Here is a 22,775-nt window from a genome sequence, read left to right on the forward strand (position 1 = left end):
CTCGACGCACATCATCACCTTGCGCGTCGCGGCCGGTAGGGCGTTTGCGCGCGCCGCACACCAGGACGGGCCGTCCCTCCATGTCGAAGAAAATCCTGATCGTCGAAAGCGACACCGCGCTCTCCGCCACCCTGCGCTCGGCCCTGGAGGGCCGGGGCTTCACGGTCGAAGAGACGACCGACGGCAAGGGCAGCGTGGAGCAGATCCGCAGGGACCGGCCGGACCTCGTGGTGCTCGCGGTGGACCTGTCCGCGGGACAGAACGGCTACCTCATCTGCGGCAAGCTGAAGAAGGACGATGACCTCAAGAACGTCCCCATCCTCATCATCGGCAACCCGGACGGCTTCGCGCAGCACCGCAAGCTGAAGGCCCACGCCGACGAGTACGTCGCCAAGCCGGTGGACGCGGATCAACTGGTGGAGCGCGCGGGGGCACTGATCGGCTTCCCCGAGCTGCCCGCCACCGAGGACGTCGTCGACGAGAGCCTCACGCTGGACGCGCTTGGCGACGAGCCGATGACGGCGGACTTCGGCGAGGAGATCTCCGTGGAGACCGCGGAGGAGCCTCCCGTCACGGGCGAGGAGTTGGACCTGGACGCCGCCTTCGGCGACCTGTCCGCCCCCGAGGAGCCGCCGTCCTTCGAGGAAGAAGTCGTCGTCGCGCCGCCCGAGGCGGTGGTGGAAGGCGTGGAGGAGGACTTCTCCACGCTCGACTCGCTGGGCACCGACTCGGATGATCCGCTGGAAGGGCTGGATGACTCCGACGAGAAGACGGTGATCGGCTTCATCGCCCCCGCTCCCGTAGCCGCGCCCCCTCCCGAGCCTCCCCGCGCCGTCGCGCCGCCCCCCGTGCCCCGCCCCATCGCGGCCCCCCGCCCCGCCCCGCCGCCCGTCGCGGTGGCGCCGGCCGCCGACGCCGCGGAGCTGCGCAGCCTGCGCACGCGGGTGGCCGAGCTCCAGGCCGAGCTCGACGACTCGCGTGGCATGGCGTCCCACGCCGAGGAGCGCGTGCGTGACCTGGAGGCGCAGCTGGAGAGCCAGGCCACGGAGCTGGAGGCGGCCCGGGCGTCCTCGGGCAAGAACGACAAGGACACCTTCGCCCTCCGCGACGCGGCCAACAAGAAGGACAAGGAGATCCTCCGCCTCAAGACGGAGCTGAATCAGAAGGACCAGGAGATCATCGAGCTCAAGGACCAGAGCCTGGAGCTGGAGCAGAAGGCCAGCACCGCCGAGTCCGAGCTCGCCCAGCGCGACGCCCAGCTCAAGACGCTGAGCGCCCGGGCGGACTCACTCGCCTCGGACCGCAAGCGCGTGGACCAGCAGCTGGCCGCCGCCAAGGAAGAGGCCCGGGGCGCGTCCGCGCAGCTCACCGTGCTGCAGACGGAGCTGGACCAGCACCAGGCCCAGGCGCAGGCCTACGCCGCGGAGCTGGAGGAGCTGCGCGCTCGCGCGGGGCAGCTGGAGGCGGACGTCCAGGCCGCGCAGCATGAGGCCGAGGACCTGCGCGTCCAACTGGGCCAGGCCCAGGTGGAGCTGTCCGAGCAGAGCAGCCGCGCCAGCGCGGAGGCCGACGAGCTGCGCGGCCGCATCGCCGAGTTGGAGGCCGCCACGGCCCGCAACGAGGAGCGCGTGACGCGCCTCTACGCACGCATCAAGAGCGAGGAGAAGCTGCGCGAGAAGACGAAGAAGGCGCTCGTCATCGCCCAGCAGCTCCTGGACGAGCCCGCCTCCTCGGTGGCGGACGACGCCAGCGAAGCCGCGGCCTAGTCGCACGGGCCGCGCTCCCCGGGCCCACCGCGCCCGGGGCACCGCCGGCCCCTACCCCTGCTTCTTCGGGGTCGTCTTCTTCTCGTGCAGCTTCTTCGCGAAGCCCTGCACGGCCGCGGGCACGTTCTTGTCGCGGCTGAGGTCCTTCAGCTCGGCGTCCCGGAACGAGTTGAGGAACTTCATGGTGACGGTGAGCGGGACCTTGGGGTTCTTCACCAGCGCCATCTTCACCTTGTGGTTCTTCGTCCACTCGCGGTTGCTGTAGATGACGCGCAGCACGTCATCCATCATCGCGCGGTTGGTGGCGAACGAGAGCACCTCGCCGTCGGTGATGCGCGGGCTGCGGATGACGGCCACCGCTACCAGCTTGTTCGTCTCGCGGATGAGCGCGGTGCGGGCTTCCTTGTTGCCCAGCGTGGCCAGCTTGATCTTCTCCGCGATGGACATGCGCATGATGCGCTGGGCCAGCGTCAGGCGCTTGCCCTCCTCCATGGGGGCGGCGGATTCGTCCGCGGCCTCCTGGAACTCCTGAAGCACCTCCTCCGCGGTGGGGCCCTGCGGCGGGGGCGCCTCCGCGGCCTCGGGGCCGAAGACGCGCACGCGCGCGGCCTTCATCTGCGGCACGTCCATCAGCGTCAGTCCGCTGCGCACCGCGAAGTCGCAGACGTTGTCGATGAGCGACACCGGCGCGCTCGCATTGACGCAGAGGTTGCGGAGGATGTCCTCGTGGCGCAGAAGACGGAGCTGGTTCTGCCCGATGATCTCCGCCAGCTTCGGGCTGCAGTCCTTCGCCACGTCCGCCACCGCGTCGTCCGGCGTGCTGGCGTTGAGGACCAGCATCTCCGCGTAGGCCTCGTTGCCTTTCACGAGCCCCAGGAGGTAGCCGAGCACCTGCGGCTGCACCTCTTCGTCGCGCAGCGCGGAGCCCAGAATCCTGTCCGGCAGCCCCGCGGCCGTCTTCGCCGCCGTCTCGCGCACGTTCGCGTCCGGATCGTACGTGAGCATGTAGAGCGCGCCCACCATGTCGGAGGGGCTGAGCGGAACGAGCGACTTCGCCGCCATCATCCGCAGCGGCACCGGCGCCGCGGGGTCCACGTGCTTGCGCAGATTGGGCGGCAGGAACTCCGCATCGAAGGGGCAGCCCGGGGGCGGTGTCGGGACAGCGTTGGGAGCGGCAGTGGTCATGACGCGTGATTCCTTCCGTAGATGATGCGCAGGCCCTCGAGCGTGAGGAACTCATCCACCTGGTGGATGACCTTCGACTCGCTGGCCACCAGCGACGCGAGCCCTCCAGTGGCGACGACCTTCACCGGAAAGCCCAGTTCGGCCTGCATGCGGGTGCAGATGCCGTCCACCATGCCCACGTAGCCGTAGACGAGCCCGGCCTGCATGGAGTGCACGGTGTTGCGCCCGATGACATGCGGCGGCCGCGCGAACTCCACACGCGGCAGCTTGGAGGCATTCTGGAACAGCGCCTCCATGGAGATGTTGATGCCGGGGCAGATGCAGCCCCCCAGGTACTCCCCCTTCGGCGACACCGCGTCGAACGTCGTCGCGGTGCCGAAGTCCACCACCACCACGCCGGCGTGGTGCTTCTCGTAGGCGGACACCGCGTTGACGATGCGGTCCGCGCCCACCTCCCGGGGATTGTCGTAGAGGATGGGCATGCCCGTCTTCACTCCGGGCCCGACGAACATGGGCCGGATGCGGAAGTACCGCTCGCTCATCTTCTCCAGGTTGGACTGGAGCGGCGGCACCACGCTGGACACGGCCACCGCTGTCACCTTCGTCGGGTCGATGCCGCAATGGGTGAAGAGCTGCCGGACCAGGATGCCGTACTCATCCGAGGTGCGGCGCGTGCTGGTCTCCACGCGCCAGTGGTCGAGCAGGCGCCGGCCCTCGAACACTCCGAGCACGGTGTTGGTGTTGCCGACGTCGATGGCCAGGAGCATCACACCGCGCACTCTATCGCCGTGGGCGAAGCTGCTCCACGTCGCCCGCCAACACGCGCTCGAGCGAGCCCTCCGCCGTCCGGACCAGCAGCGCCCCGGACGGGTCGATGTCCTCGGCCCGCCCCCGCAGCTCCTGCCGGTCGGTGCGCACCAGCACGTCCTGCCCCAGCGTGGACGACAGCGCCTTCCAGCGGGCACGCACCGCGTCGAAGCCCGTGGCCAGATAGAGGTCCAGCCACTCCTCCAGCCGCGTCCAGAGGGAGGCGGCGAAGCGGGTCCGGTGCACCGGCTGCCCCAGGGCCAGCGACAACGACGTGGCGGTGGCCCGCAGCTCCTCCGGGAAGTGCTCGGCCTGGGAGTTGAGATTGACCCCCACGCCCACGATGACGAAGTGCACGCGCTCGGGTTCGGCGGACAGCTCGGTGAGGATTCCCGCGACCTTGAGGCCGTCGATTTGGACGTCGTTGGGCCACTTGATGGCGGCCTCCACGCCCGCGTCGCGCAGCGATTCCGCCAGCGCCACGGCCGCCACCAGCGTCAGCTCCGGCGCGCGCTGGGGCGGCAGGTCCGGACGAAGGATGGCGGAGAAGTAGAGGTTGAGGCCCGGCGGGGACACCCAGGTGCGGCCCCGGCGCCCCTTGCCCGCGGTCTGCTGCTCGGCCACCACGACCTCACCGTGCTCGGCGCCGTCCTGGGCCAGGCGGAAGGCCTTCTCGTTGGTGGAAGGCAGCGATTCGTGGTGGTGGATGGTGCGGCCCAGGTCGTGGGTGCCCAGCAGCGGGCCCACCTCGAGCGAGGTGAGCCGGTCCGGCACCGCCACCAGCCGGTAGCCTCGCGCGGACACCGCCTCGATGCGGTAGCCCTTCGCGCGCAGGGCCTCCACGTGCTTCCACACCGCCGTGCGCGACAGGCCCAGCTTGCTGGAGAGCGCTTCACCGGAGGTGTAGTCGCCCCCGCTTTCCGACAGGAAGCTCAGGATGAGCTCTTCCTGGGTCTGCTCGTTCGCATTGGCGGCCACAGCGGCACCTCGTGGAGATTCCTCCACCGTATCAACCCGAAGGCGGCGCCGCGCCGTCCCGGAGCTGCCAGGCCGTCAGTTCCAGGGAGGTCTGCGGCATCAGCTGGCCGTTGGTCTCCACGGCCACTTCGATGCGCACCACGCCGACGCCAGGCGCGAACGTCATCGTATTCACCAGCGTGGCCTTGGCGTCCACCCGGTTGCGGCCCTCCACCTGGACACAGTTCGGGAAGGTGCCCGCGGGCGTCTCACAGGAGTCCCCCGCCTGGACAATGTGGTAGCGCTCCGTGGAGGACACGGACACCACGTTCGTCCACGAGTGCCCGGTCCGCACCGGACCGCGCAGCAGGTAGCGCTTGGGGTCTCTCAAGCCGTAGCCGTCCAGCGAGAGCTGACCGCCCTGGCTGTCATGGAAGACGCCGGCCTCTTCCTTGAGAATCTCCACGGTGACTTGTTTGTCGTCGCGGCCGTTGAGCCGGTAGGTCCAGCTGTTGCCCACCGCGAGCGGGTAGTACGCGGACACGTCATCGGTGCTGGCGCTCGCGCCCGCCGCCGCGTCGACGTTCTTGGAACAGCCCGTGCCCAGCACCAGGGCCGCCAGTACCGCGGCCCCGCCCATGCCGAATGAACGCTTCATGTCGATGTCAGTCCGCGCGGCTGGGGCCACGCGCCTCCGCAGGTGAGTGCTTACGTGATGCGTAGAGCGTGTCCAGCGCCTGTTGCGCGGCGGCCTGGACGGCGGGCGCATCGTGCCCCTGCGCCATCGTGTAGAGATAGGCCTCCGCCTCCGGGCCACCGATTTCGCCCACCGCGAAGACAATCTCCTGCACGAAGCCCAGGTCACGGCCACGCACCAGGTCGATGAGCACGGGCACGGCGGCTCGCGCCTTCATCTCCACGAGCGAGCCCATCGTCCTGCGCACCGTCTCTGCGTCGGTCGCTTCCTTGAGCCGGTCGATGAGCAGCGGCGCGGCCGCCGGGTGCTGCCGTTCCGCCAGCGTGCGCAGGCTGAACTCCCGCACCCGCGAGTCCGAGGCCTTGAGGTCCAGCACCAGCTCTTCATCGGTGCGGTCCAGCGCCGTCAACTGCATGACGGCGGACTCGGTCACCTGGCGCAGCACGTTGGCCAGTGCCGTGCGCATGGCCTTCTGCCGTCCCGCGGGCGAGTCCTCCTCGACGGGCGCCTCTCCCAGCCCGACCAGTTCGTAGCGCTGGGGCAGACTCCCACCGAAGCGCTCCAGGACCAGGTTGGCACCTACTTCGGCGAAGCTGCGCGGGTCACCGTCCTTCAGCACTTCGCGGGTGAAGGGCACATCCAGCGTCAGGCGCCAGGGCCGCTCCTCGCGAGGCGCCTCCGCGCCCTTCTGCTCGAAACGGCCGGAGTCTTTCAGGGCGGCGGTGAAGAGCGTGGCCACGCCCTCGGGAGCCAGGCCCAGCAGGGCGTTGTCCCGCAGGGTGGCCCCGGAGAGTTCCACCGGCGCCACCGGGTAGCGCGGCGACTGCCATCGGCAGGCACCGAGCAGCAGGACGACGCAGGAGGCGAGCAACAGGACCGGCTTCATCGCTCCCCAGGGTAACACCTGGAGAGCGGCGGCGCCGACCAATCCCTCACCTCCTGGAGTGCCGCGTCAGCTATCGCGCTCCCCGGACGGCCCCTTGGGGGGCACGGACGAGTCAGCGGACGGCTCACCGTCGGTGGGAGAGGGAGCAGGCTCGCTGACCTGTGCGCCCTCCGCGGATCCAGAAGACGTCGTCATCGCGGCACCAGGGGCCACTTCGCCCGCCGAGCCGTCCTGCACGCCCGCCTGAGTCAGCCCCGAAGTCGGAGCAACCGATGACGTCTCCTCGGAAGGAGCAGTCCCGGACACGTCCACCTGTGTGGCGACGCCCACGGACGCGGATGCCACTTCGCCGGAGACCGCCCCGGAACCGACATCACCAGCAGAGGCAATCGCTTCGCCCGACACGGCACCTGGGGCAGCAACCGAGCCCGCTCCACTGTCAGCGCTCGCATCGCCCGACTTGGAGACGGGCGGTGCCTCGCCAGCACCGTTCGCAGCAGGAGACGCGACCCCCGTAGCACCGGTCCCGGCAGTCGACACTCCGGTGGCACCGACAGAAGTCGTCTCTCCAGCGACGCTCCAGGCGGCCGTATCTCCGCCAGCGCCCTCAGCCGAGGCTCCGGCCTCGCCAGCAGCGGCACCGCCCGTAACGGAGGCACCCGCCTCGCCCGCGGTACCACCGGCACCCGAAGCACCGGCCTCGCCAGCACCCGTAGCCGAAGCACCGGCCTCGCCCGCGGTACCACCGGCACCTGTGTTGGAGGCACCCGCCTCCCCTGTGGCACCACCAGCACCCGCAGCCGCGACTCCCGCCTCGCCCGCGGTACCACCGGCACCCGCAGCGCCCGCCTCACCAGCGGCAGCGGCCTCTCCAGCAGCCCCCGCCTCACCAGGAGCTCCGGTGGCACCGGCCTCACCCGCGCGGCTGCCACGGCCGCGACGGCCCCGGCGACGGCGGCGGCGGCGCTTGCGGTCACCCGGTGCCCCTTCGGCACCGGCATCCGCGGCGGTTCCATCGGGACGCGCACCACCCACGAAAGCGCTGGCGGCCTCGAGGTCGTCATCCTCCCCGTCCTCGTCGTCGCCCTCCTCATCGTCCTCGCGGCCCTGCAGGACCGGCGCGGCCGGAACCGGAGCGGCTTCACGCGCATCACCAGCGGGAGCAGCCGGAGCTTCCTCCGTGGAAGCCCCCGCGGTGGCCTCCGCTTCACGAGCCTCACGGGCCTCGCGCGACTCACGCTCACGGCGGCGCTTCTCACGCGGACGCTCGCGTTCCGCCGGTGCCGCGGCCTCGGTGGGCTCCTCGCCTTCCCGGGCCTGCTTCTCGCGCTGACGCTCCTCGCGGCGCTTCTGGGCCTCCTCGGCATCCAGCTTCGCGGCCTCGAAGAACTTCTCGTCGACCTCGTACAGCGCGACCTGCGTGACGGAGACGGCCGTCTCCGCTTCCAGGAACTTCTCGCCCAGCGCGTCACCGCACCAGAGCATCACCAGCGAACCATTGGCCTGCGCCTCGGTGCGCGCATCACCACGCACGTCACCCGGGCTCACCAACAGGCCCACCTGCGCCGAGTAGTGGCCCAGGTCACGCCGCAGCTCCTGCACCGACTTGCGGTCGATGCCGGGCGTGCCCTTCAGCATGCGCACCGCGTAGCGCAACTCCACGCTGCCCTCGCGCTTGCGCGCCGTGAGCAAGGGCCCTTCCTTGGACCGCTTGGCCACCTTCAGCTCGCGGAAGCCCAGGCCGTGCATCATCTTCACGACGGACTTCTCGAACGTACCGACGTCCAGTTCGCCCAGGCGCTTGCGCAGCCCACGCGCCACGGAGCGGCGCGCGTCCTTGAGCGCGGCGCGCAGCGTGGACACCAGCGCGGCATCCGCCGGGGCCTCGCCAGCGGCAGCTGGCTTGCCCAGCACCGGACGGCCAGCCTCCAGCGGGATGCCCAGCGCCTGCGCGAACGCGGCCTGGAGCTCCAGCGGAGGGGCCTCGCTCGGGGCGCCAGCGCGCTCCAGCGACACCTCACCAGAGTCCTTGCTGAAGGCGTACTGCGGCCGGCGGCCCGCGTCGATGCGACGCTGGTTGTCCTCCAGCAGCGCGGTGAGCACCGCCTCCACCGTGGTGTCCTCGGCGCACAGCTCCTTGGCCCGGGCACGCTCGATGATCTGATCGGTGCGCAGCCCGATGTCCGACTCGCTGAGAATCTCGAACACCACCTCGGGCAGCGGCGGGAAGCGCTTGCGGCGACCGCCACGCTCCTCGTCCTCGTCGCGGCGGCGCTTGCGGTCGCTGCCACGGCCCGCGACCCGCACGTTGTCCGTGCGCGGCTCCGGGTGACGCTCCGCCGGACGCAGCGGCGGCAGCTCTTCTTCAGGATGCGGCTCGACCACGCCGGTTTGAGCCAGTGCCTCGACGTCCTCGGGAATCGACCAGTCAACCAGCGCGAAGGTGTCCTTCGCCGTCACAAGTACCTTGCGATCCCGCGTGCGGCGCGCCATGGCTGCGAGGCGCGACAGCATCGTCACCTCAGGCGTCTTGCCCACGTGGGACAGCAGGCTCTGCTGGATGGACTTCTCGGTAATTTCAAGGAAGTGGAGGGGACGACCTTCGCTCTCCAGGATGCGGAGCGCGGCCTCGTAGAATGTCATCGAGTATTCCCCAGGAATTCCGAACGGTTACAAAAATGTAGGTCCGTATAGGCGGCGGATGCTAGCCATCGCTAAACTGGCTTGTCAACGAACGCAAGATGACCCGCATACGCATCGGACAGCGCTGGAAACGCGAACCCGCGGCTTCCCCGCTCGATTCCATCGCACTGGAATTGGACGGGGTGGACCTTCTGTCCGGGGCCGTGGAGGAGTCTCTAGCAGAAGTCGTCCCCTCCCTGGTGCGCTCAGTTGCGGCGCTAGCGGGTGGGCGTCAGAAACTGGCCCAGGTCTCCCTGCCCGAGGCCCACCTGGAGCTGGTGCTCCGCCGCATGGGGCCGGAGGTGGAGCTGCTGGTGGCCAACCTCTCCCGCCCTGCCCGGCTGATGCGCCCGCCCGTCCGGGTGGAGCTGGAGGAACTGGTGGAGGCGGTCCGTGAGGCCGGCGAGCGCTTCCTCGCCGACGTCACCCGGGCCGGGCCCAAGTCGCTGGCCACCACCGTGGGGCAAGCCCTCAAGGAGCCGCTGAAAGGCCTGAACCGGCCCGCCCGTCCTCCAGACGAGGCGCCGGCCCGGCCCGCCACCCGGCGCGTGGAGCCCACGGAAGTCCCGGGCTTCGGCTTCGAGCTCCGGGACGCCGGCGTCCCCATGGGCCGTGGCGCCGCGCGGGGGACGGCCGGACTGCTGGCGCCCCTGCTGGCATCGGGAGAGGTCTGGCTGTCGCTGCCCGGAAAGGCCGAGGCCTGGCGCGTCCCCGGCCCGCCGTTCCTGACGGCGCTGGAGCTGTCGCGACAGGCGGTGGAGCTGGCGCGCGCGGTGGAGCTGGGCGAAAGCCGCTTCGAGCTGGCCCCCGCGGGGGCGAAGCCTTCGCTCCTGGTCGACCTGAAGTCGGGCCAGGCGAAGGCGGGACGCACCGGGACGCCCTTCCCGCTCGCGGGCAACGTGCTCGCCGCCGCCCTCTTCCACCTGGGCGAGTCCCTGGCCGCGGCCTTCGCGGAGGCGGACCGCGCGCTGGTGGCCAACCCGTACCGGATGGAGCTGGCGGAGCGCTGCCGCGAGGGCCTTTCGCACTTGCGTGGCCCCGTGCAGCCCCCCGAGGCCAGGGGCGCGGCCCGAGAGAAGAAGGCCCGGGCCACAGGCCAGGGCACCTCACGTCCGTTGAAGGTCCCCGGCCGGTTGCGCCGGCTGCGCTTCGCGAAGCTGTGGGAGAAGCGCGGCCTGCCGGACGCGGAGGAATCGAGGCTGCTGCTCGGCCGGCACGGGCCGGTGTACTGCGCGCCGCAGCTCGCCTCCGCGTTCTCCCGAAAGGACGGAGCCCTGCTGTGGAAGCGCGCCGCGGCGCTGGGTGTGGCCGCGTCGGCGGATGGCCACGCGGTGGCGGCGGACATCGCGCGTGTCTACGGTTTCACGGGCCGGGGCGGCGGCGCGCGCTGGCTGCATGACCACGACGGAATCCCCCTGGGTCCGCTGCTACTGCGCAAGGACGGCCTGCTGCTCACCTTGTCCGAGGACCGCACCGTCGTGGCCTTCGCGGAGGCCACGGGCCGCGAGGTCTGGCGCCTGGCGCCGCCGCGGACCCAGCGCAGCTGGCTGGCCACCCAGGGACACCGCGCGCTGGTGGGCACGGACTCGGGCTACCTCTATGGGCTCGACCTGGAGGACGGCCAGGTCCGCTACCGCATGCGCGCGCCCATGCCGTTCCACGGGCCACCCGTGGCCTGGGGCCGGCGCTTCCTGGCCATGCTGGGCCGCGGCTCGCACTGGGCCGTGTTGCTCGCGGATGCGCACACCGGCGAATCCGTATGGACGCATGAGCCGGACCTGTCCCACCTGTCCGCGCCGTTGCCCGTGGGCTCGCGGGTGTTCATCGCCGGAGAGCGCGAGCGCGAAGGCATGCTGCTCTGCCTGGACGCGAAGGGCCGGCGCCTCTGGGAGCGCCCGCTCAACCTGGGCCCTGGCCCCTATGCGTTGGCGCCCCTCCCCCGCGCGGTGGTGGTGACGAGCGCCTCGGGCGCCGCCACACGGGTGGCCGCATCCGGCACGGTGGACTGGCGCGTGGGCGCCGCGGGCGAGCCGCTCATCAGCGCGCTCCCCGCCCATACCGCGCGCGACGTCACGCTGGTGCCAGGGGAGCGCGTCCGCGCGGTGGACCCCCGCGGCGGGCAGGTGCTCGCGGAGGTCCAGGCCGGCGTGGGGCTCGTCGCGCTCCAGGCCGACGTGCGCCTCAACCTCTACTTCCTGGACGATGCCGGCACGCTGTCCGCGTACCGGCTCGGCTCTCACTTCACGGTGGTCGAGTAACCCCCGCGAAGGCCTAGTTCGCCGCGGCCTTCGACGGGTCGATCTCCTCCTCGGGGCGCTCTTCCTGGGTGGCGCCCTCCCAGGACTCGCCGGCGCCGAGCTTCCATTCCGACGGCACGTCCAGCTTCCACACGTAGGTGGACGCCGCGGTGCCGCCCGACGCCGCGCTGGAGGAGAGGTTGATGGTCATCTCCACCTTCGCCACCTCGTTCGGGAGCAGGTCCAGGTCGTAGTGGCCCAGCACCATCTGCGGAGGGAACGCCCGGACGAAGCGCTCCGGGTGGTCAATCTTCATGGACGGGTCGGCGCCGCGCATCTCGCCCAGCAGCTTCCCCTTCGCGTCGGTGAGCTTCCACACCGTGTCGAACGTGGCGCTGGTCATCATCTTCAGCACCTTGCCGTCGTCCTTGAGCACACGCTGCGCGCCCCACACCGCCAGCTGCAGGCGGATCTGCGGCTTGCCCAGCACCATCACCACGTCGGAGGAGATGATGTCCAGGCGCATGCCCTTGTCCGTGGCCGTCCACACCGGGCGGTAACGGCCCTCGCGCAGGCTGTCGAACGTCTTGCGCGTGTACTCGTAGAAGGCCTTGCGGTCGTTGGCACGGTCATCCTTCGCGCCACTCTCCTCGCGCTTCTCCAGCTCCAGGAGGTAGTCGTCGAACTTCGTGTTCCCCTTGAAACGCGTCAGGTGCGCGTCCACCTGCTCGAAGTAGTGCTTGAAGAAGGGCTTCAACTCATCACGGTAGCTGGCCTCGTCCGGGTTGGCGCGCATCCAGCCCACCCGTTCGAGGTACTCCGCGTGAATCCGTTGCTGGTCCGCATCCCGCTGGGCTTCCAGCGCGCGACCGCTCGCGCTGCGATAGCTCATGACGGCGGCCAGCAGCACACCCGCGACGATGACGATGACTCCGAAGTAGCGCTTCACGCGGCAGTCTCCTGTGCCTTTGTCCTGGCAGTGATATGAAAAATCCCCAACGTGATCCAGGCCACCGGGACCCACCTGTTCACCACGCCCCTTCCATTGGAGGAAGGAGAGCTGCTGGGCAATCCCCAGGTGGCCTGGGCGGCCTACGGAGAACCATCAGACGGCAAAGCGGTGGTGTTGCTGCACGACCTCGCGCACTCGCACCTCGCGCTGGGCCCGCCGGAGGACTCGGCGTACCAGCCCTCCGGCTGGGGACGCGCCCTGGTGGGGACGAACCTCGCGTTGGACCCCGCCATCACCCCCGTCTTCTCCCCCGGATTGCTCGGCAGCCCTTTCGGTAGCACGTCGCCCGCAACGGTGAATCCCGCGTCGGGTGAACGCTGGGGGCTCGAGCTGCCGCCGCTCACGGTGCAGGACATGGCGCGCGCCGTGTCGGCCACGCTGCGCGCGCGGGGACTGACGCAGGTGCGCGCGCTGGTGGGCGTGGGACTGGGCGCCCATGTGGCGCTGCGACTGGCGTCGCTGTTCCCCGACCTGGCCGAGGGCGTGGTGGCCATCGGCGCGGCGCGCGCGCTGCCCGAAGGCGTGCGCGAGAAGCTGGGCCTGTCCTGGCAGGTGCTGCGCGCGGACCCGGACTACCGGGACGGCCTCTACGCGCTGGACGCGCCGCCGCGAAAGACGATGCGCAAGCTGCGCCTGGACTTCCAGAAGCTGCTCTGCGGGCGTGAGTTCCTGGCCTCCGCGTACCCCGCCCCCGAAGCGGCCCGCGCCGCGCTGGAGACGGAAGCGGACGCCTTCGCGGACGCCTTCGACGCGGTGTCCTGGGCGTCGCTGTGCTCGGCGTACGCGGGCAGTGACGTGTCGGACGGCTTCTCGCGAATCCGTGCGCGGGTGCTCCTGGTGACGGGGACGTCGGATGCCATGGCCCCGGTGAACCGGGTGCGTGACACCTACCACCTGCTGAGCGCCGCGGGCGTGAGCGCCCGCTTCCTCGAGCTGCCGGGGCCCGGGGACCACGCGGCACTGCTCCAGGACGCGGAGCGGCTCCATGGCCCGCTGAGCGACTTCCTGCGGCGGTGCTGACTAGTCCCGCTTCACGGCGCCGGAGAGCTTGCCGCGAAGCGCGCCCACCAGCATGCCGATGGCAATCTCGTTGTTGCCGCCGTGCGGGATGATGATGTCCGCGAAGTGTTTGGACGGCTCCACGAAGCCCATGTGCATGGGCCGCACGTGGCGCAGGTACTGGCTCACCACGTGGTCGAAGTCGCGGCCGCGGTCCTTGATGTCGCGGGTGAGGCGCCGGAGGATGCGAAGGTCGTCGTCCGCGTCGACGTAGATCTTCACGTCCATCACATCCCGGACCTCCTTCATGTGGAGCACCAGGATGCCCTCGATGAGGATGATGTCGCCGGGGTCGACGTTCTTCGTCTGCGGCGTGCGCGACGAAGTGACGAAGTCGTAGACGGGCTTCTGGATGGGCTGCCCGGACTTCAGCGCTTGCAGGTGCTGAACCAGCAGCTCCCTGTCGAAGGCATCCGGGTGGTCGAAGTTCACCTCACGCCTGTCCGCCAGCGGAAGGTCCTTCAAGTCCCGGTAGTATGAATCCTGATCGATGAAGGCCACGCGGCAATCGGCCAATGCCTCGCGTACCTTGCGGGCAACGGTGGTCTTGCCGGACGCGGTGCCGCCCGCGATTCCGACGACGAGGGGGGACGCCATGTGGGCGCGACGTATCTTACCAGGACGACCAGCGCAAGGGTTCGGTCCAATCCTGAACAATTCTTCCCGCTATCCCCGGCGGATCAGCCCACGCCCCCTCGCCGCCTCCAGCAACCCAGGGACTACCTCCGCCTCGGCCATGGGCCGCACAGCGAGCATTCCCAGGAATTCACCCAAGGCCGGGGGCACCGACATCACCTCCGGTCCTCCCGCCTTGCGCCGAGCGACGAAGGACCAGGGCCCCGGGCCCGGCCGGCGCGCCACCTGGTTCAGCGAATCCAGGCCGGACAGTTCCAACGTGCCACACGCCCACGCACGGGCCGTGAGGTGCCGGCGCACGGCTCGGGCGGAATGGACCAGCTCGGACAGGTCCACGGGAAGCGACCCGACCCGCACGTCCTCCATCAACCCCACCTGCCCCGGCGCGGGCGCGGGCACCCGCCGCGTGAACAGCGACGGCAGCAGCATCTCCAGCGTCAGCGCCGCCGACGCCCCCTCATCCGGTGACTCGCGCAGGCGGCGCATGGCCCAGGACGCGAAGGACTGCCCGGGCGTCCGCGCCACGGAGTCGAAGAGCTTCCGGTACTCCTTCGAGCCGGTGAAGGCCGCCAGCCCCTCCCGCGTGCCCGCGAGCAACAACCGGGTGAGGGGCCAATCGCGGTCCAGGACCTCCGCGACCACGGCCAGGCGGAAGTCCTGGTCCGCCAACGTGCCGGCTTCGTCCTCCACGGAGGCCGCGGGCGCGGCGGCGTAACCCGCGTCGAACAAGGCCCAGGGCTGGCTGTCCTCCGTGAGTGGAGGCACGGCCGCGACAGCCGCCGGTACGCGCCACGTCAGTGGCGGCCGCGCTCCCGAGGGCACCAGCTGGCGCAGGCGGCGCAAGGACATCCGGGCGACCTCGGGCGGGTGGCCATCCCCCTCGAAGGTGACGGCGCGCAGCGACGGGCAGCGCGGAATCAACGAGGCCAGCAGGTCGAACAGCTCCTCGCGCACCGGCTGCGTGTGGTCATCCACGTAGAAGCTGCGCGGACCCCGGTGCGTCACCACGCCTCCGGCGATGTGCAGCTCGATGACCTGGTCGAGCGGAAAGCCATCCAGCCCCGTCTCCAATGGCAGTCCCGCGGAGAGCTGATGGCTGAGCAGGTGCCCCAGGTCGAGCAGCAGCGGCGCCCCGGTGCGCGCGTGCAGCTTCGCCATGAAGTCGAGCACATGCCACTGCCCGCGCCGCGCGAGCACCGCGGGGTTCTCCAGCGCGAGCGGCACGGACAGGTGCCGCTGGACATGGAGCGCGTGGGACACGCACGCCTCCAGGCCCGCTTCGTTGAAGGGCGGCGTGAAGTAGAGGTAGCCCGGGAAGGGCTGCCCGTCCACGTGCCACCAGCCCACGTCGTTGCCCACCCAGGGACTCTCCACGGCGCGCGCGTGGGCGTCCAAATCCCTCAAGGCCTGGCCTGGCTCCAGCGCGGGCCCCCAGAGGTTGAGGTGGACGGGATGGAAGAGCACCGGGACGTCCTGGCGACGGCGCCACATCTCCGGGAACAACGAGGCGTGCGCCTTCGACTCTTCCAAGGAGAGCGGCGCGCTGTACTCCACGTAGTCGAAGAGGCCCGGTGACTCGTCCAGCAAGCGGTAGGGCTGCGGCACGTCCGCCACGCTCAGGTTGCTGCTCAACCCCAGGCCCCGCCAGGGCAGTGTCCATGTCTCGGAAACCGCATGCGTCATCCGCTCAACGTAGACGCGCCCCGCGTCCACCGCCACCCGCGACTGCCGGGCAGTGGCGCGCTGAACGCTCCCGAGGTCGGGTATGCTCGCCGATTCCCCTCCCCCCAGGAGCCACGATGCCCGCCCCCTCACGCGTCGAGATAGATGAGTCCAACGCGCAGTACCGTGGAGCCTGGAGGCTGTTCGCCCTGGGCAGCAAGTCGGGTGAAGTGGTGGAGCGCCCCGAGGTCTACATCACCGCCTGCCACGTAGCCTGGTCGATGATGAACTCCGCCTTCCTGCGCGCGCCCGTCGAAACGGAACAAGCGCTCGCGGCCGCGGCGGCTTCGGCGGCGCGCTACTTCTCCGCCGGCAAACATGGCTGGAGCTTCGTCATCTGCGACGACTGGCTGGCGCCCTCCGTGCGCGACAACGCGCCCTCCATCCTTGCCTGGTACGGGCTCAAGTCCGAGATGGGCGTCACCGGAATGGTGGCGGACCGGCTGGCGCCCGCCATTCACCCACAGCCCCCGTTCGCCGTCCGTCCCGTCACGGATACCTGGGGCCGGCAGGCCGTGGCCGACATCAACGCCAACGCCTACGACGTCCCCCGCCACTTCGGCCGTGAAGCGTTCGACGAGGACACGCTCTACACCCCGGACTGCCAGGGCTTCGTGGCGTGCCGCGACGAAGAGGCCGCGGCCAGCACGGTGGTGCTGCGCGTGGATGCCGCCGCCTACGTCGCCCTCGTCGCGACCCAGCCGCAACACCGCCGGCAGGGTGCCGCCGAGGCCGTGATGCGACATGCGCTGGCGAAGGCCCATCAGGACTGGGGCACCGAGCGCACCGTCCTCCACGCGACCAGCGCGGGCGAGCCCGTCTACACCCGCATGGGCTACCGGCCGGTGACGCGCTTCCGCATGTACATGGCGCCTCCACCGGGCCAGGGCTGAGCCACGCGCGAGGGCTCGGCACGGGGGAGTAAAAACAGACTCACGCCATTTCGAGAGAGTGACTGGCTTTTTCTACCGAGCTTGAAAGCCAGTCGCCCCACCTCATTGAAGAATGCCGCTCTCGCATGAACTGCGGCCCACATTCTTCGATGGCGTGGAGGTTATGGCACACTGATCCGTGAGGGGGCTTGCCGCACGTCTTGCATCGCCCAGCCACACGGAGTCCGTACATGGCCAAGTGGGATGATCTCGTCCTGGCGATTCCACCGCACGCGGGCGGCAGATATCAGGCGCCCGCCGCGGTCACGCTGCTGGAGACACTCCTCGGCCTTCACGAAGCACAGCTCACCCTCCTTCGCGGGTTGCATCGCGACGTCCGGCCGCTGCGGGAAGGTCCCTTCCATGCCGGGCGGCTCCACCTGGAGGCCGTGCGCGCCCCTCAGGCCACCCGCGACGAACAGCTGGAGCGGCTGAAGTCCGCGCGGAGCTGCTTCACGGAAGCCATGGGCACCGAGCGCGACAAGGCGCGGCTGTCGTTCATCGCCCTGCACCTGGGCCTCTGCTGGCTGCTGCTGGGCGCGGAGCGGGATGCGCGGGAGTGGACGCAGCTGGCCCACCGCACGGCCGTGGAGGCCATGAAGGACATCCTGGTGGAAGCCTCGAAGCACCAGGGCCTCACCCAGAACCGGTACCTGGATCCGGCGCTCACCTTCTTCATGTTCTTCACCAGCACGGCCACGCTGGGCGCGGGCTACCTCTTCTGGGACCGGGTGCTCAGCAAGCGCACGGGCACGGTGATGCGGCGCGCGCTGGGGCAGATGCAGGCGCTGGCGGACTACGTGGACATGCTGGGCGAGGTCCGCCTCCGCCTGGGCGAGCTCCCCCATGACGTCGCCCGGTACGAGCTGACCCACGGCGTGGACGAACAGCAGTCCGTCGCCCGCATCACCATCCGGAAGCTCATCAGCGACCGGGAGGCCATCTACTTCAACGGCCGGGAGACCCGGAAGGTCACCTGGAACGACCAGGAGCGCTCCGAGGTCATCACCCGCGAGCTGATCTGACGCCGGGCGCTGTCACCGTCCCGTCAAAACCTGTTTTCAGGATTGCCGCGAGCGAAACGTCAGACCGGCCCGCCATAGTAGCGGCACTTCCTCGATGGGGGCGAAGGTGACGGCGCAAACGATGCTCGTGTTCATTCCAGTGATTCTCCTACTCGCCGCGGCGATTGCGATTCCGCGGCCCCGCCGGCGCTCACGCCGGTAGTCGTAGTCACGGCCGGGGTTGCGCCCCGGCCGTCTCCCCGGCCCGGGCGGGTGTAGAGTGCGGCAGTCGTCGCAACCCTCCCCTCCCGAGCAGCCGTGGCCGAACGTCCCACAGTCCTGGTCGTCGACGATGATCCTCACCTGAGGGAGATCGTCCGCTTCGCACTGGAGCAGGGAGGCTTCCGGGTGGATGAGGCCGCGGACGGCCGCGCCGCCCTGACGCAGGTCGACCGGGCCCTCCCAGCGCTCATCGTCCTGGACATCATGATGCCGGAGCTGGACGGGCTCGCCGTGTGCCGAGAGGTCCGGCGCAAGCACGAGCTGCCCATCGTCTTCCTCTCCTCACGGGATGACGAGGTCGACCGCATCCTTGGCCTGGAGCTGGGTGGCGACGACTACCTCACCAAGCCCTTCAGTCCGCGCGAGCTCGTGGCCCGCGTGAAGGCGGTGCTCCGGCGCGCGCGGCCCGCCCCGGAGGTCGAAGTGCCCGCGGCGCGGATGCAGTCCCGAGGGCCGCTGCGCATGGACGCGGAGCGCTGGCGCGCGTGGTGGCAGGACACGGAGGTGGTGCTCACGGTGACGGAGTTCCAGCTCCTGGCCACGCTGCTCCGAGTCCCCGGCAAGGTCTTCACCCGGGATGAGCTGATGAACCGCGTCTACGACGACGTGGTGGTCAGCGACCGGACCATCGACAGTCACGTGCGCCGGGTCCGGCAGAAGTTCGCCAGCGCGGGCGGAGACGTCATCGAGACGGTGCATGGCCTTGGCTATCGGCTCGCCCTCCCCTGAGCGCCGCGCGCGCCCGCGCTTGTGGCTGGTGTTCGCCGCCGTGGGCGTCGCGGGGTTCGCCCTCACGCTTGCGGGGCTCGCCTTCGTGCGCGTCTACGACAACCAGCTCATCCGCCAGACGGAGTCGGAGCTGATTGCCCAGGGCGCGGTGGTCGCGGAGGTCTTCCGCGAGCGGCTGCGCGCCACCGTGCCGGAGGGCGTATACGGCCGCGAGCGCACCGCTCCCTGGCCCTTCCCCATTCCCGACGACACGCGCCTGCGCCCCATCCTCCCGTCGCTCAGGGCCTCGGATGCGTCCCTGCCACCGGGCGACACGCCTCGGCCTTCGCTCGTTCCCGCGGAGCCGCTGTCACAGGCGGCCGGACTGCAGTTGACGCCGCTGCTCGAACAGGTGCGCGCGGCGACCCTGGCCGGCATCCGCGTGGTGGACACCGAGGGCGTCGTGGTGGCCAGCAGCAGCCCCGCGCTGCTGTGGACGACGCTGGCGGACCGCACCGAGGTCCAGCGGGCCCTGCGCGGCGAGCCCGTCAGCGTGATGCGCCGCCGCGTCGCCGATCCCGAGGACACCCCACTGGCGTCACTCAGCCGCGACACCGGCATCCGCGTCACGGTGGCGCTGCCCGTGCTGGAAGGCGATCGCGTCTGGGGCGCGGTGGTGCTGACGCGCACGCCCATGACGTTCGCCAAGGCGACGTACGCGGACCGGTGGAACCTCACCGCCACCGGCTTCGTGTTGCTCGGCGCGGTGGCGCTGATGTCGCTGGCCGCCGCCGCGCTGGTGGGCCGGCCGGTGCGCGCGCTGGTGAAGCAGACGCGCGCCATCGCCATGAGCGACCCCGCGGGCTTCGAACCCATGGCGCGCCCCGTGGTGGCGGAGCTGGCCGAGCTCTCCGAGTCCCTGGCCGGCATGGCCACCGCGTTGCGAGATAGGAACCAGTACATCCGTTCCTTCGCGGCCAACGTGTCGCACGAGTTCAAGACGCCGCTGGCCTCCATCCAAGGCGCGGTGGAGCTGCTTCGAGACAGCGCCGACGCGATGTCCCCCGAGCAACACGCGCGGTTCCTCGCCAACGTGGACGCGGATGCCCGCAGGCTCACCCGCCTGGTGCAGCGCCTGCTGGAGCTGGCCCGTGCGGACTCCATGACGGCCACGCTCGCGCAGGTGGAGCTGGGCCCGCTGTTGGAGGGGCTCGCCCTTCGCGCCCGCGCGGAAGGCGCCACGGACATCCATGTGACGGCACCGCCCACGGGACTGAAGGTGAGCCTCCCGCAGGAGGTGCTCGACGACGTGCTGTGGCAGCTCGTCACCAATGCCCGCCAGCACGGTGGCGACACCATCCGCGTGGACCTGTCGGTGGAGCAGGCCCCGGAGGCGGACATGGTGCGCGTGGTGGTGAAGGACAACGGCAAAGGCATCTCCGAGGCCAACCGTGCGCGCATCTTCGACGCCTTCTTCACCACCGCCCGCGAGCGAGGCGGCACGGGCCTGGGCCTGACGATTGCCCAGTCCATGCTGCGCGCCTTCCACGCGAGGTTGGAACTGCTTCCTTCCGACACGGGCACCACCTTCGCGGTGGTGGCGCCCGTGCCCCGGCTTCAACGGAAGTAGCTGTCGGAGATGTCCACGGAGTAGCCCAGCTCCAGCGTGGGCGAGGACGCGGCCACCAGGAACTGGCGGAAATGCAGCGCCTTTCCGGGCAGGCCTGACACCTCCGCGGCCACGGCTCCCGTCGACTCGTACTGCTCCAGGCTGCCGCCCTCGCGCCGGTAGTTGAACACCGCTGGGAAGTGCGCGCGTGCACGGAGCTCCGCCACCGGCCAGGAGACTCGCGGCAACGCCAGCTTCAACCGGCCGGAGAGGTGGAAGACGCCCAGCTCTCGCGACAGCACCACCTCCAGCGTCCCGCCCGTCTCTCCCAGCCGCGCCGGAGTGGCCTTCAACGCCAGGGTGCCGTTCTCCGACTCCACGGGGACGGGAATGGCGTTCAGGGTGACGCGCTCGAGCCGGTGTCCTTCGGGCAGCACCAGCTCCAGCGGCTGCTCGCGGTCCAGGCTCAGCGCGTAGCTGACGCGCAGCGTGGCACGGCCTTCCAGCGTGGACACCCAGGACGCTGTGGCCTCGGTGATGCGCGGCTCGAGCGGCGGGCGCACCTGCTGCTTCTGGCTTTGTGCCACCCGCGCCACCGCCGCGCGCCAGCCGACGCGCAGCGCGCCTTGCACGGGATAGACGGCGTGGGACTCGCCTCCCATCGAAGCCACCGGCTCGGTGAGTGTGAAGACGGACGTGTCCGCCTCCAGCGCCAGCGGCACCGGGGACGCGTGGGGCCCGAAGCGCAGCTGGGCACGGCGCTCCGGCCCCGCTCCGGGCGAGCGGATGGAGACGCCCACGTCGAAGACGTAGCGCCCCGCCTTCCGCGTGAGCAGGCAGAGGTACCCGTCGACGACGCCCACGGAGCCTTCCTCCAGCGCGGGCAACGCGGCCGGGAACGTGTCGGCGTCGAGTTGGAGCAGGCGCACCTGCGTCCAGCGTCCATCCGCGAGCACCTCCACGTCGAAGTGCCCGTCCACGAAGAGGGCATCCGCCGTGAGCCGGCCCTTGAGCTGGCTCTTCACCAGGGCCGCCATCGGAGGTGCTTCGACGGGCGCCGACTGGCGCTGCGCGTAGAGGGGAATCAGTTCCTGAAGCGGCACGGTGGCGGTGCCGGAGGGAGACGTGGAGGCCGAGCCATCGGCCGTGGTCAGCAGGAGTCCAACGAAGAGCGGTACGGTCCACATGGCGGAATCAGCTCGCTTCCGGGGTGACAGGGGTGGAGGCAGCGGGAGCCACGGCGGCGCGCGGAGGCTCACCGGGCAGGGACAAGTCGGAGAGGAAGGCCCGCACACCAGCGCGGGTGGAGAGCACCATCAGCCCCAGCAGCGCGGCGAGAATCTCCAGCGTGTAGATGAGGCCGGTGTAGCCCTGGAGGATGACGGCGCCGGTGGGGACCACCAGCGTGGCGCCCCATAGTCCCGCGAGCACGGACGTCCGCTCCTTCGGGAAGAGCCACCGGACGTACACCACCACCGCCGCGCCCAGGCCCACCGCGCAGAGGGCGTAGGCGGCGTAGAAGTTCATGAAGGCCGCAAGGTACGCCAGCAGCACGAAGAAGAAGCCGTACACGGACGCCAGCAGGTACGTCTCGTGGAGCGCGAGCGAACGGCGGTGGCGCAACCCCAGGGCCGCGAGCAGTGCGAGCAGCCCTAGGAAGGGCACCCAGGCCCGGGTCGCCATCGTGCCCACCAGCGCGTCGAAGGTCTTCTCCGACGGGAGGATGACGCCCAGGTTCACCCCCGACTCCAACGACTGGAAGGCCCAGTCCAGCGTCACCGCGTCGGCCGTGGTGTTCACCGACGACGCGGCCAGCACGCCCGCCGGGTAGTCGTAGTTCTCCCCTCCTTCGACGGCGACATGGACGCGCACGTCCCGCGCGGGGAGCGCCGGGTCCAGGCGGTACACGAATGAGTTCAGCCCCCGGGCGCGGTAGCGGATGGTGAAACGGGACGTGGCGCCCTTGGCGATGCGGCCCGTCCACACCAGCCGGTTGCCGGACTCGCCCAGGTCCAGGCTGGACTCCTGGCCGTCGACCAGGAACTGGAGCTCCGACAGCAGCACCTGCGACTTGTCCATCTCCATGGGGAAGATGAACGCCACGTCGATGTCGGTGCTCTCGCGGTTGACCACCGCGTAGTCGGCGTTGAGGGTGAAGTCGAAGCCGGAGAAGTAGCGCAGCCCGCGCTTGCGGTAGTTCATCTTCGCCTGCACCTCGACGTGCTGGCGGTCGAAGGGCAGCGGCTTCAGCTCGGTGAAGATGGTGCCGCTGTGCACGTAACGCAGCGACGGCGCGGGCTGGGTGACGGGCGCGCCCCAGCGGTCCTCCACCCCGGCGGCCAGCTCCGAGTTGGCGAAGTCCGTCCGGTCCGCCACCTGCCCGGCGATGACGGCCGTGGCGAAGACGACGATGACCAGACTGCCGAAGACGTGGTGGGCCACGAGCCAGCGAAGGGCTCGGCGAAGGGCGCCTTCGGGCGCTCGCGGCGGACGGGGAGGCAGCGGAGGAGGTGCGTTCATGGGCGCAGGATGTGCGGCCCCCGTGCAACGGTGATGGCCCCCTTGTGCGGCTGCCAAGGAATGTTCGTGCAGAT

18 protein-coding genes are annotated in these 22,775 nt (G+C 70.4%); 7 read left to right on the forward strand and 11 right to left on the reverse strand.

The genetic code is table 11. The features are described from left to right. The first annotated feature begins 80 nt into the window (after nucleotides 1-80). A complete protein-coding gene (locus tag BHS09_RS20860) occupies nucleotides 81-1,766 on the forward strand; it encodes a response regulator (protein ID WP_140798699.1) in 1,686 nt (561 codons plus the stop codon). A gap of 51 nt (nucleotides 1,767-1,817) precedes the next feature. Here BHS09_RS20860 and BHS09_RS20865 read toward each other — a convergent pair whose 3' ends face one another. The 6 genes from BHS09_RS20865 to BHS09_RS20890 form a co-directional block, all read right to left on the reverse strand. Continuing rightward, on the reverse strand, nucleotides 1,818-2,951 hold the full coding sequence (locus BHS09_RS20865) for a hypothetical protein (protein ID WP_140792529.1): 1,134 nt from the start codon (nucleotides 2,949-2,951) through the stop codon (nucleotides 1,818-1,820). Next, nucleotides 2,948-3,718 carry a type III pantothenate kinase gene (locus BHS09_RS20870; RefSeq protein WP_140796535.1) on the reverse strand — a complete coding sequence of 257 codons (771 nt, stop codon included), beginning with the start codon at nucleotides 3,716-3,718 and terminating at the stop codon, nucleotides 2,948-2,950. The genes BHS09_RS20865 and BHS09_RS20870 overlap by 4 nt, the downstream gene beginning before the upstream one ends. A 13-nt stretch (nucleotides 3,719-3,731) precedes the next feature. After that, a complete protein-coding gene (locus BHS09_RS20875; protein ID WP_140792532.1) occupies nucleotides 3,732-4,736 on the reverse strand; it encodes a biotin--[acetyl-CoA-carboxylase] ligase in 1,005 nt (334 codons plus the stop codon). A gap of 31 nt (nucleotides 4,737-4,767) precedes the next feature. Next, nucleotides 4,768-5,403, reverse strand: a complete 636-nt coding sequence (locus BHS09_RS20880) for a hypothetical protein (RefSeq protein WP_140798701.1) — start codon at nucleotides 5,401-5,403, stop codon at nucleotides 4,768-4,770. Next, complete coding sequence (locus BHS09_RS20885) at nucleotides 5,381-6,298, reverse strand: HEAT repeat domain-containing protein (protein ID WP_140792536.1); 918 nt, start codon at nucleotides 6,296-6,298, stop codon at nucleotides 5,381-5,383. The genes BHS09_RS20880 and BHS09_RS20885 overlap by 23 nt, the downstream gene beginning before the upstream one ends. A 66-nt stretch (nucleotides 6,299-6,364) precedes the next feature. Continuing rightward, nucleotides 6,365-8,941 carry an HTH domain-containing protein gene (locus BHS09_RS20890; RefSeq protein ID WP_140798702.1) on the reverse strand — a complete coding sequence of 859 codons (2,577 nt, stop codon included), beginning with the start codon at nucleotides 8,939-8,941 and terminating at the stop codon, nucleotides 6,365-6,367. Between the two features lie 98 nt (nucleotides 8,942-9,039). Between BHS09_RS20890 and BHS09_RS20895 the strand changes: the two genes are divergently transcribed. After that, nucleotides 9,040-11,238 (forward strand): outer membrane protein assembly factor BamB family protein, encoded by a 2,199-nt coding sequence (locus tag BHS09_RS20895; protein ID WP_174260568.1) that lies wholly within the window; start codon nucleotides 9,040-9,042, stop codon nucleotides 11,236-11,238. 13 nt (nucleotides 11,239-11,251) lie between these two features. On the opposite strand, the gene BHS09_RS20900 is transcribed toward BHS09_RS20895, so the two are convergent. Then, the gene (locus tag BHS09_RS20900; protein WP_174259314.1) at nucleotides 11,252-12,166 is read right to left on the reverse strand and encodes a hypothetical protein; all 915 of its coding nucleotides are present in this window, start codon (nucleotides 12,164-12,166) and stop codon (nucleotides 11,252-11,254) included. Nucleotides 12,167-12,217: 51 nt separating this feature from the next. On the opposite strand from BHS09_RS20900, the gene BHS09_RS20905 reads away from it, so the two are divergent. Beyond that, entirely contained in the window at nucleotides 12,218-13,249 is a 1,032-nt protein-coding gene (locus BHS09_RS20905) for a homoserine O-acetyltransferase family protein (RefSeq protein ID WP_140798704.1), read from the forward strand. Here BHS09_RS20905 and udk read toward each other — a convergent pair whose 3' ends face one another. Continuing rightward, a complete protein-coding gene (udk, locus tag BHS09_RS20910) occupies nucleotides 13,250-13,885 on the reverse strand; it encodes a uridine kinase (RefSeq protein WP_140792544.1) in 636 nt (211 codons plus the stop codon). Nucleotides 13,886-13,954: 69 nt separating this feature from the next. Continuing rightward, a complete protein-coding gene (locus BHS09_RS20915; RefSeq protein ID WP_237079732.1) occupies nucleotides 13,955-15,607 on the reverse strand; it encodes an MbnB/TglH/ChrH family RiPP precursor modification enzyme in 1,653 nt (550 codons plus the stop codon). Nucleotides 15,608-15,723: 116 nt separating this feature from the next. On the opposite strand from BHS09_RS20915, the gene BHS09_RS20920 reads away from it, so the two are divergent. From BHS09_RS20920 to BHS09_RS20935, 4 genes are all read left to right on the forward strand, one after another. Beyond that, nucleotides 15,724-16,539, forward strand: a complete 816-nt coding sequence (locus tag BHS09_RS20920; RefSeq protein ID WP_140798707.1) for a GNAT family N-acetyltransferase — start codon at nucleotides 15,724-15,726, stop codon at nucleotides 16,537-16,539. A 230-nt stretch (nucleotides 16,540-16,769) separates the two neighbouring features. Continuing rightward, nucleotides 16,770-17,603, forward strand: a complete 834-nt coding sequence (locus BHS09_RS20925; protein ID WP_237077290.1) for a hypothetical protein — start codon at nucleotides 16,770-16,772, stop codon at nucleotides 17,601-17,603. A gap of 297 nt (nucleotides 17,604-17,900) precedes the next feature. Next, nucleotides 17,901-18,593 carry a response regulator transcription factor gene (locus BHS09_RS20930; RefSeq protein ID WP_140792552.1) on the forward strand — a complete coding sequence of 231 codons (693 nt, stop codon included), beginning with the start codon at nucleotides 17,901-17,903 and terminating at the stop codon, nucleotides 18,591-18,593. Further along, nucleotides 18,562-20,202, forward strand: a complete 1,641-nt coding sequence (locus BHS09_RS20935) for a sensor histidine kinase (protein WP_140792554.1) — start codon at nucleotides 18,562-18,564, stop codon at nucleotides 20,200-20,202. Before BHS09_RS20930 ends, BHS09_RS20935 begins: the two co-directional genes overlap by 32 nt. On the opposite strand, the gene BHS09_RS20940 is transcribed toward BHS09_RS20935, so the two are convergent. Both BHS09_RS20940 and BHS09_RS40065 read right to left on the reverse strand, forming a co-directional pair. Then, complete coding sequence (locus BHS09_RS20940; protein WP_140792556.1) at nucleotides 20,190-21,368, reverse strand: hypothetical protein; 1,179 nt, start codon at nucleotides 21,366-21,368, stop codon at nucleotides 20,190-20,192. The genes BHS09_RS20935 and BHS09_RS20940 overlap by 13 nt on opposite strands. A 7-nt stretch (nucleotides 21,369-21,375) precedes the next feature. Continuing rightward, nucleotides 21,376-22,701, reverse strand: coding sequence for a hypothetical protein (locus BHS09_RS40065; RefSeq protein WP_140792558.1), 1,326 nt, complete (start codon nucleotides 22,699-22,701; stop codon nucleotides 21,376-21,378). Nucleotides 22,702-22,775: the final 74 nt, after the last annotated feature.

The organism is Myxococcus xanthus, assembly GCF_006402735.1.
GTDB lineage: Bacteria > Myxococcota > Myxococcia > Myxococcales > Myxococcaceae > Myxococcus > Myxococcus xanthus_A.

Bases quoted from the DNA above. Each gene is read 5' to 3' on its own strand.
- BHS09_RS20860 (WP_140798699.1), top strand. From the start codon at position 81: ATGTCGAAGAAAATCCTGATCGTCGAAAGCGACACCGCGCTCTCCGCC.
- BHS09_RS20865 (WP_140792529.1), bottom strand. From the start codon at position 2,951: ATGACCACTGCCGCTCCCAACGCTGTCCCGACACCGCCCCCGGGCTGC.
- BHS09_RS20870 (WP_140796535.1), bottom strand. From the start codon at position 3,718: ATGCTCCTGGCCATCGACGTCGGCAACACCAACACCGTGCTCGGAGTG.
- BHS09_RS20885 (WP_140792536.1), bottom strand. From the start codon at position 6,298: ATGAAGCCGGTCCTGTTGCTCGCCTCCTGCGTCGTCCTGCTGCTCGGT.
- BHS09_RS20890 (WP_140798702.1), bottom strand. From the start codon at position 8,941: ATGACATTCTACGAGGCCGCGCTCCGCATCCTGGAGAGCGAAGGTCGT.
- BHS09_RS20895 (WP_174260568.1), top strand. From the start codon at position 9,040: ATGACCCGCATACGCATCGGACAGCGCTGGAAACGCGAACCCGCGGCT.
- udk (WP_140792544.1), bottom strand. From the start codon at position 13,885: ATGGCGTCCCCCCTCGTCGTCGGAATCGCGGGCGGCACCGCGTCCGGC.
- BHS09_RS20915 (WP_237079732.1), bottom strand. From the start codon at position 15,607: ATGACGCATGCGGTTTCCGAGACATGGACACTGCCCTGGCGGGGCCTG.
- BHS09_RS20920 (WP_140798707.1), top strand. From the start codon at position 15,724: ATGCCCGCCCCCTCACGCGTCGAGATAGATGAGTCCAACGCGCAGTAC.
- BHS09_RS20925 (WP_237077290.1), top strand. From the start codon at position 16,770: ATGGCCAAGTGGGATGATCTCGTCCTGGCGATTCCACCGCACGCGGGC.
- BHS09_RS20935 (WP_140792554.1), top strand. From the start codon at position 18,562: ATGGCCTTGGCTATCGGCTCGCCCTCCCCTGAGCGCCGCGCGCGCCCG.
- BHS09_RS20940 (WP_140792556.1), bottom strand. From the start codon at position 21,368: ATGTGGACCGTACCGCTCTTCGTTGGACTCCTGCTGACCACGGCCGAT.
- BHS09_RS40065 (WP_140792558.1), bottom strand. From the start codon at position 22,701: ATGAACGCACCTCCTCCGCTGCCTCCCCGTCCGCCGCGAGCGCCCGAA.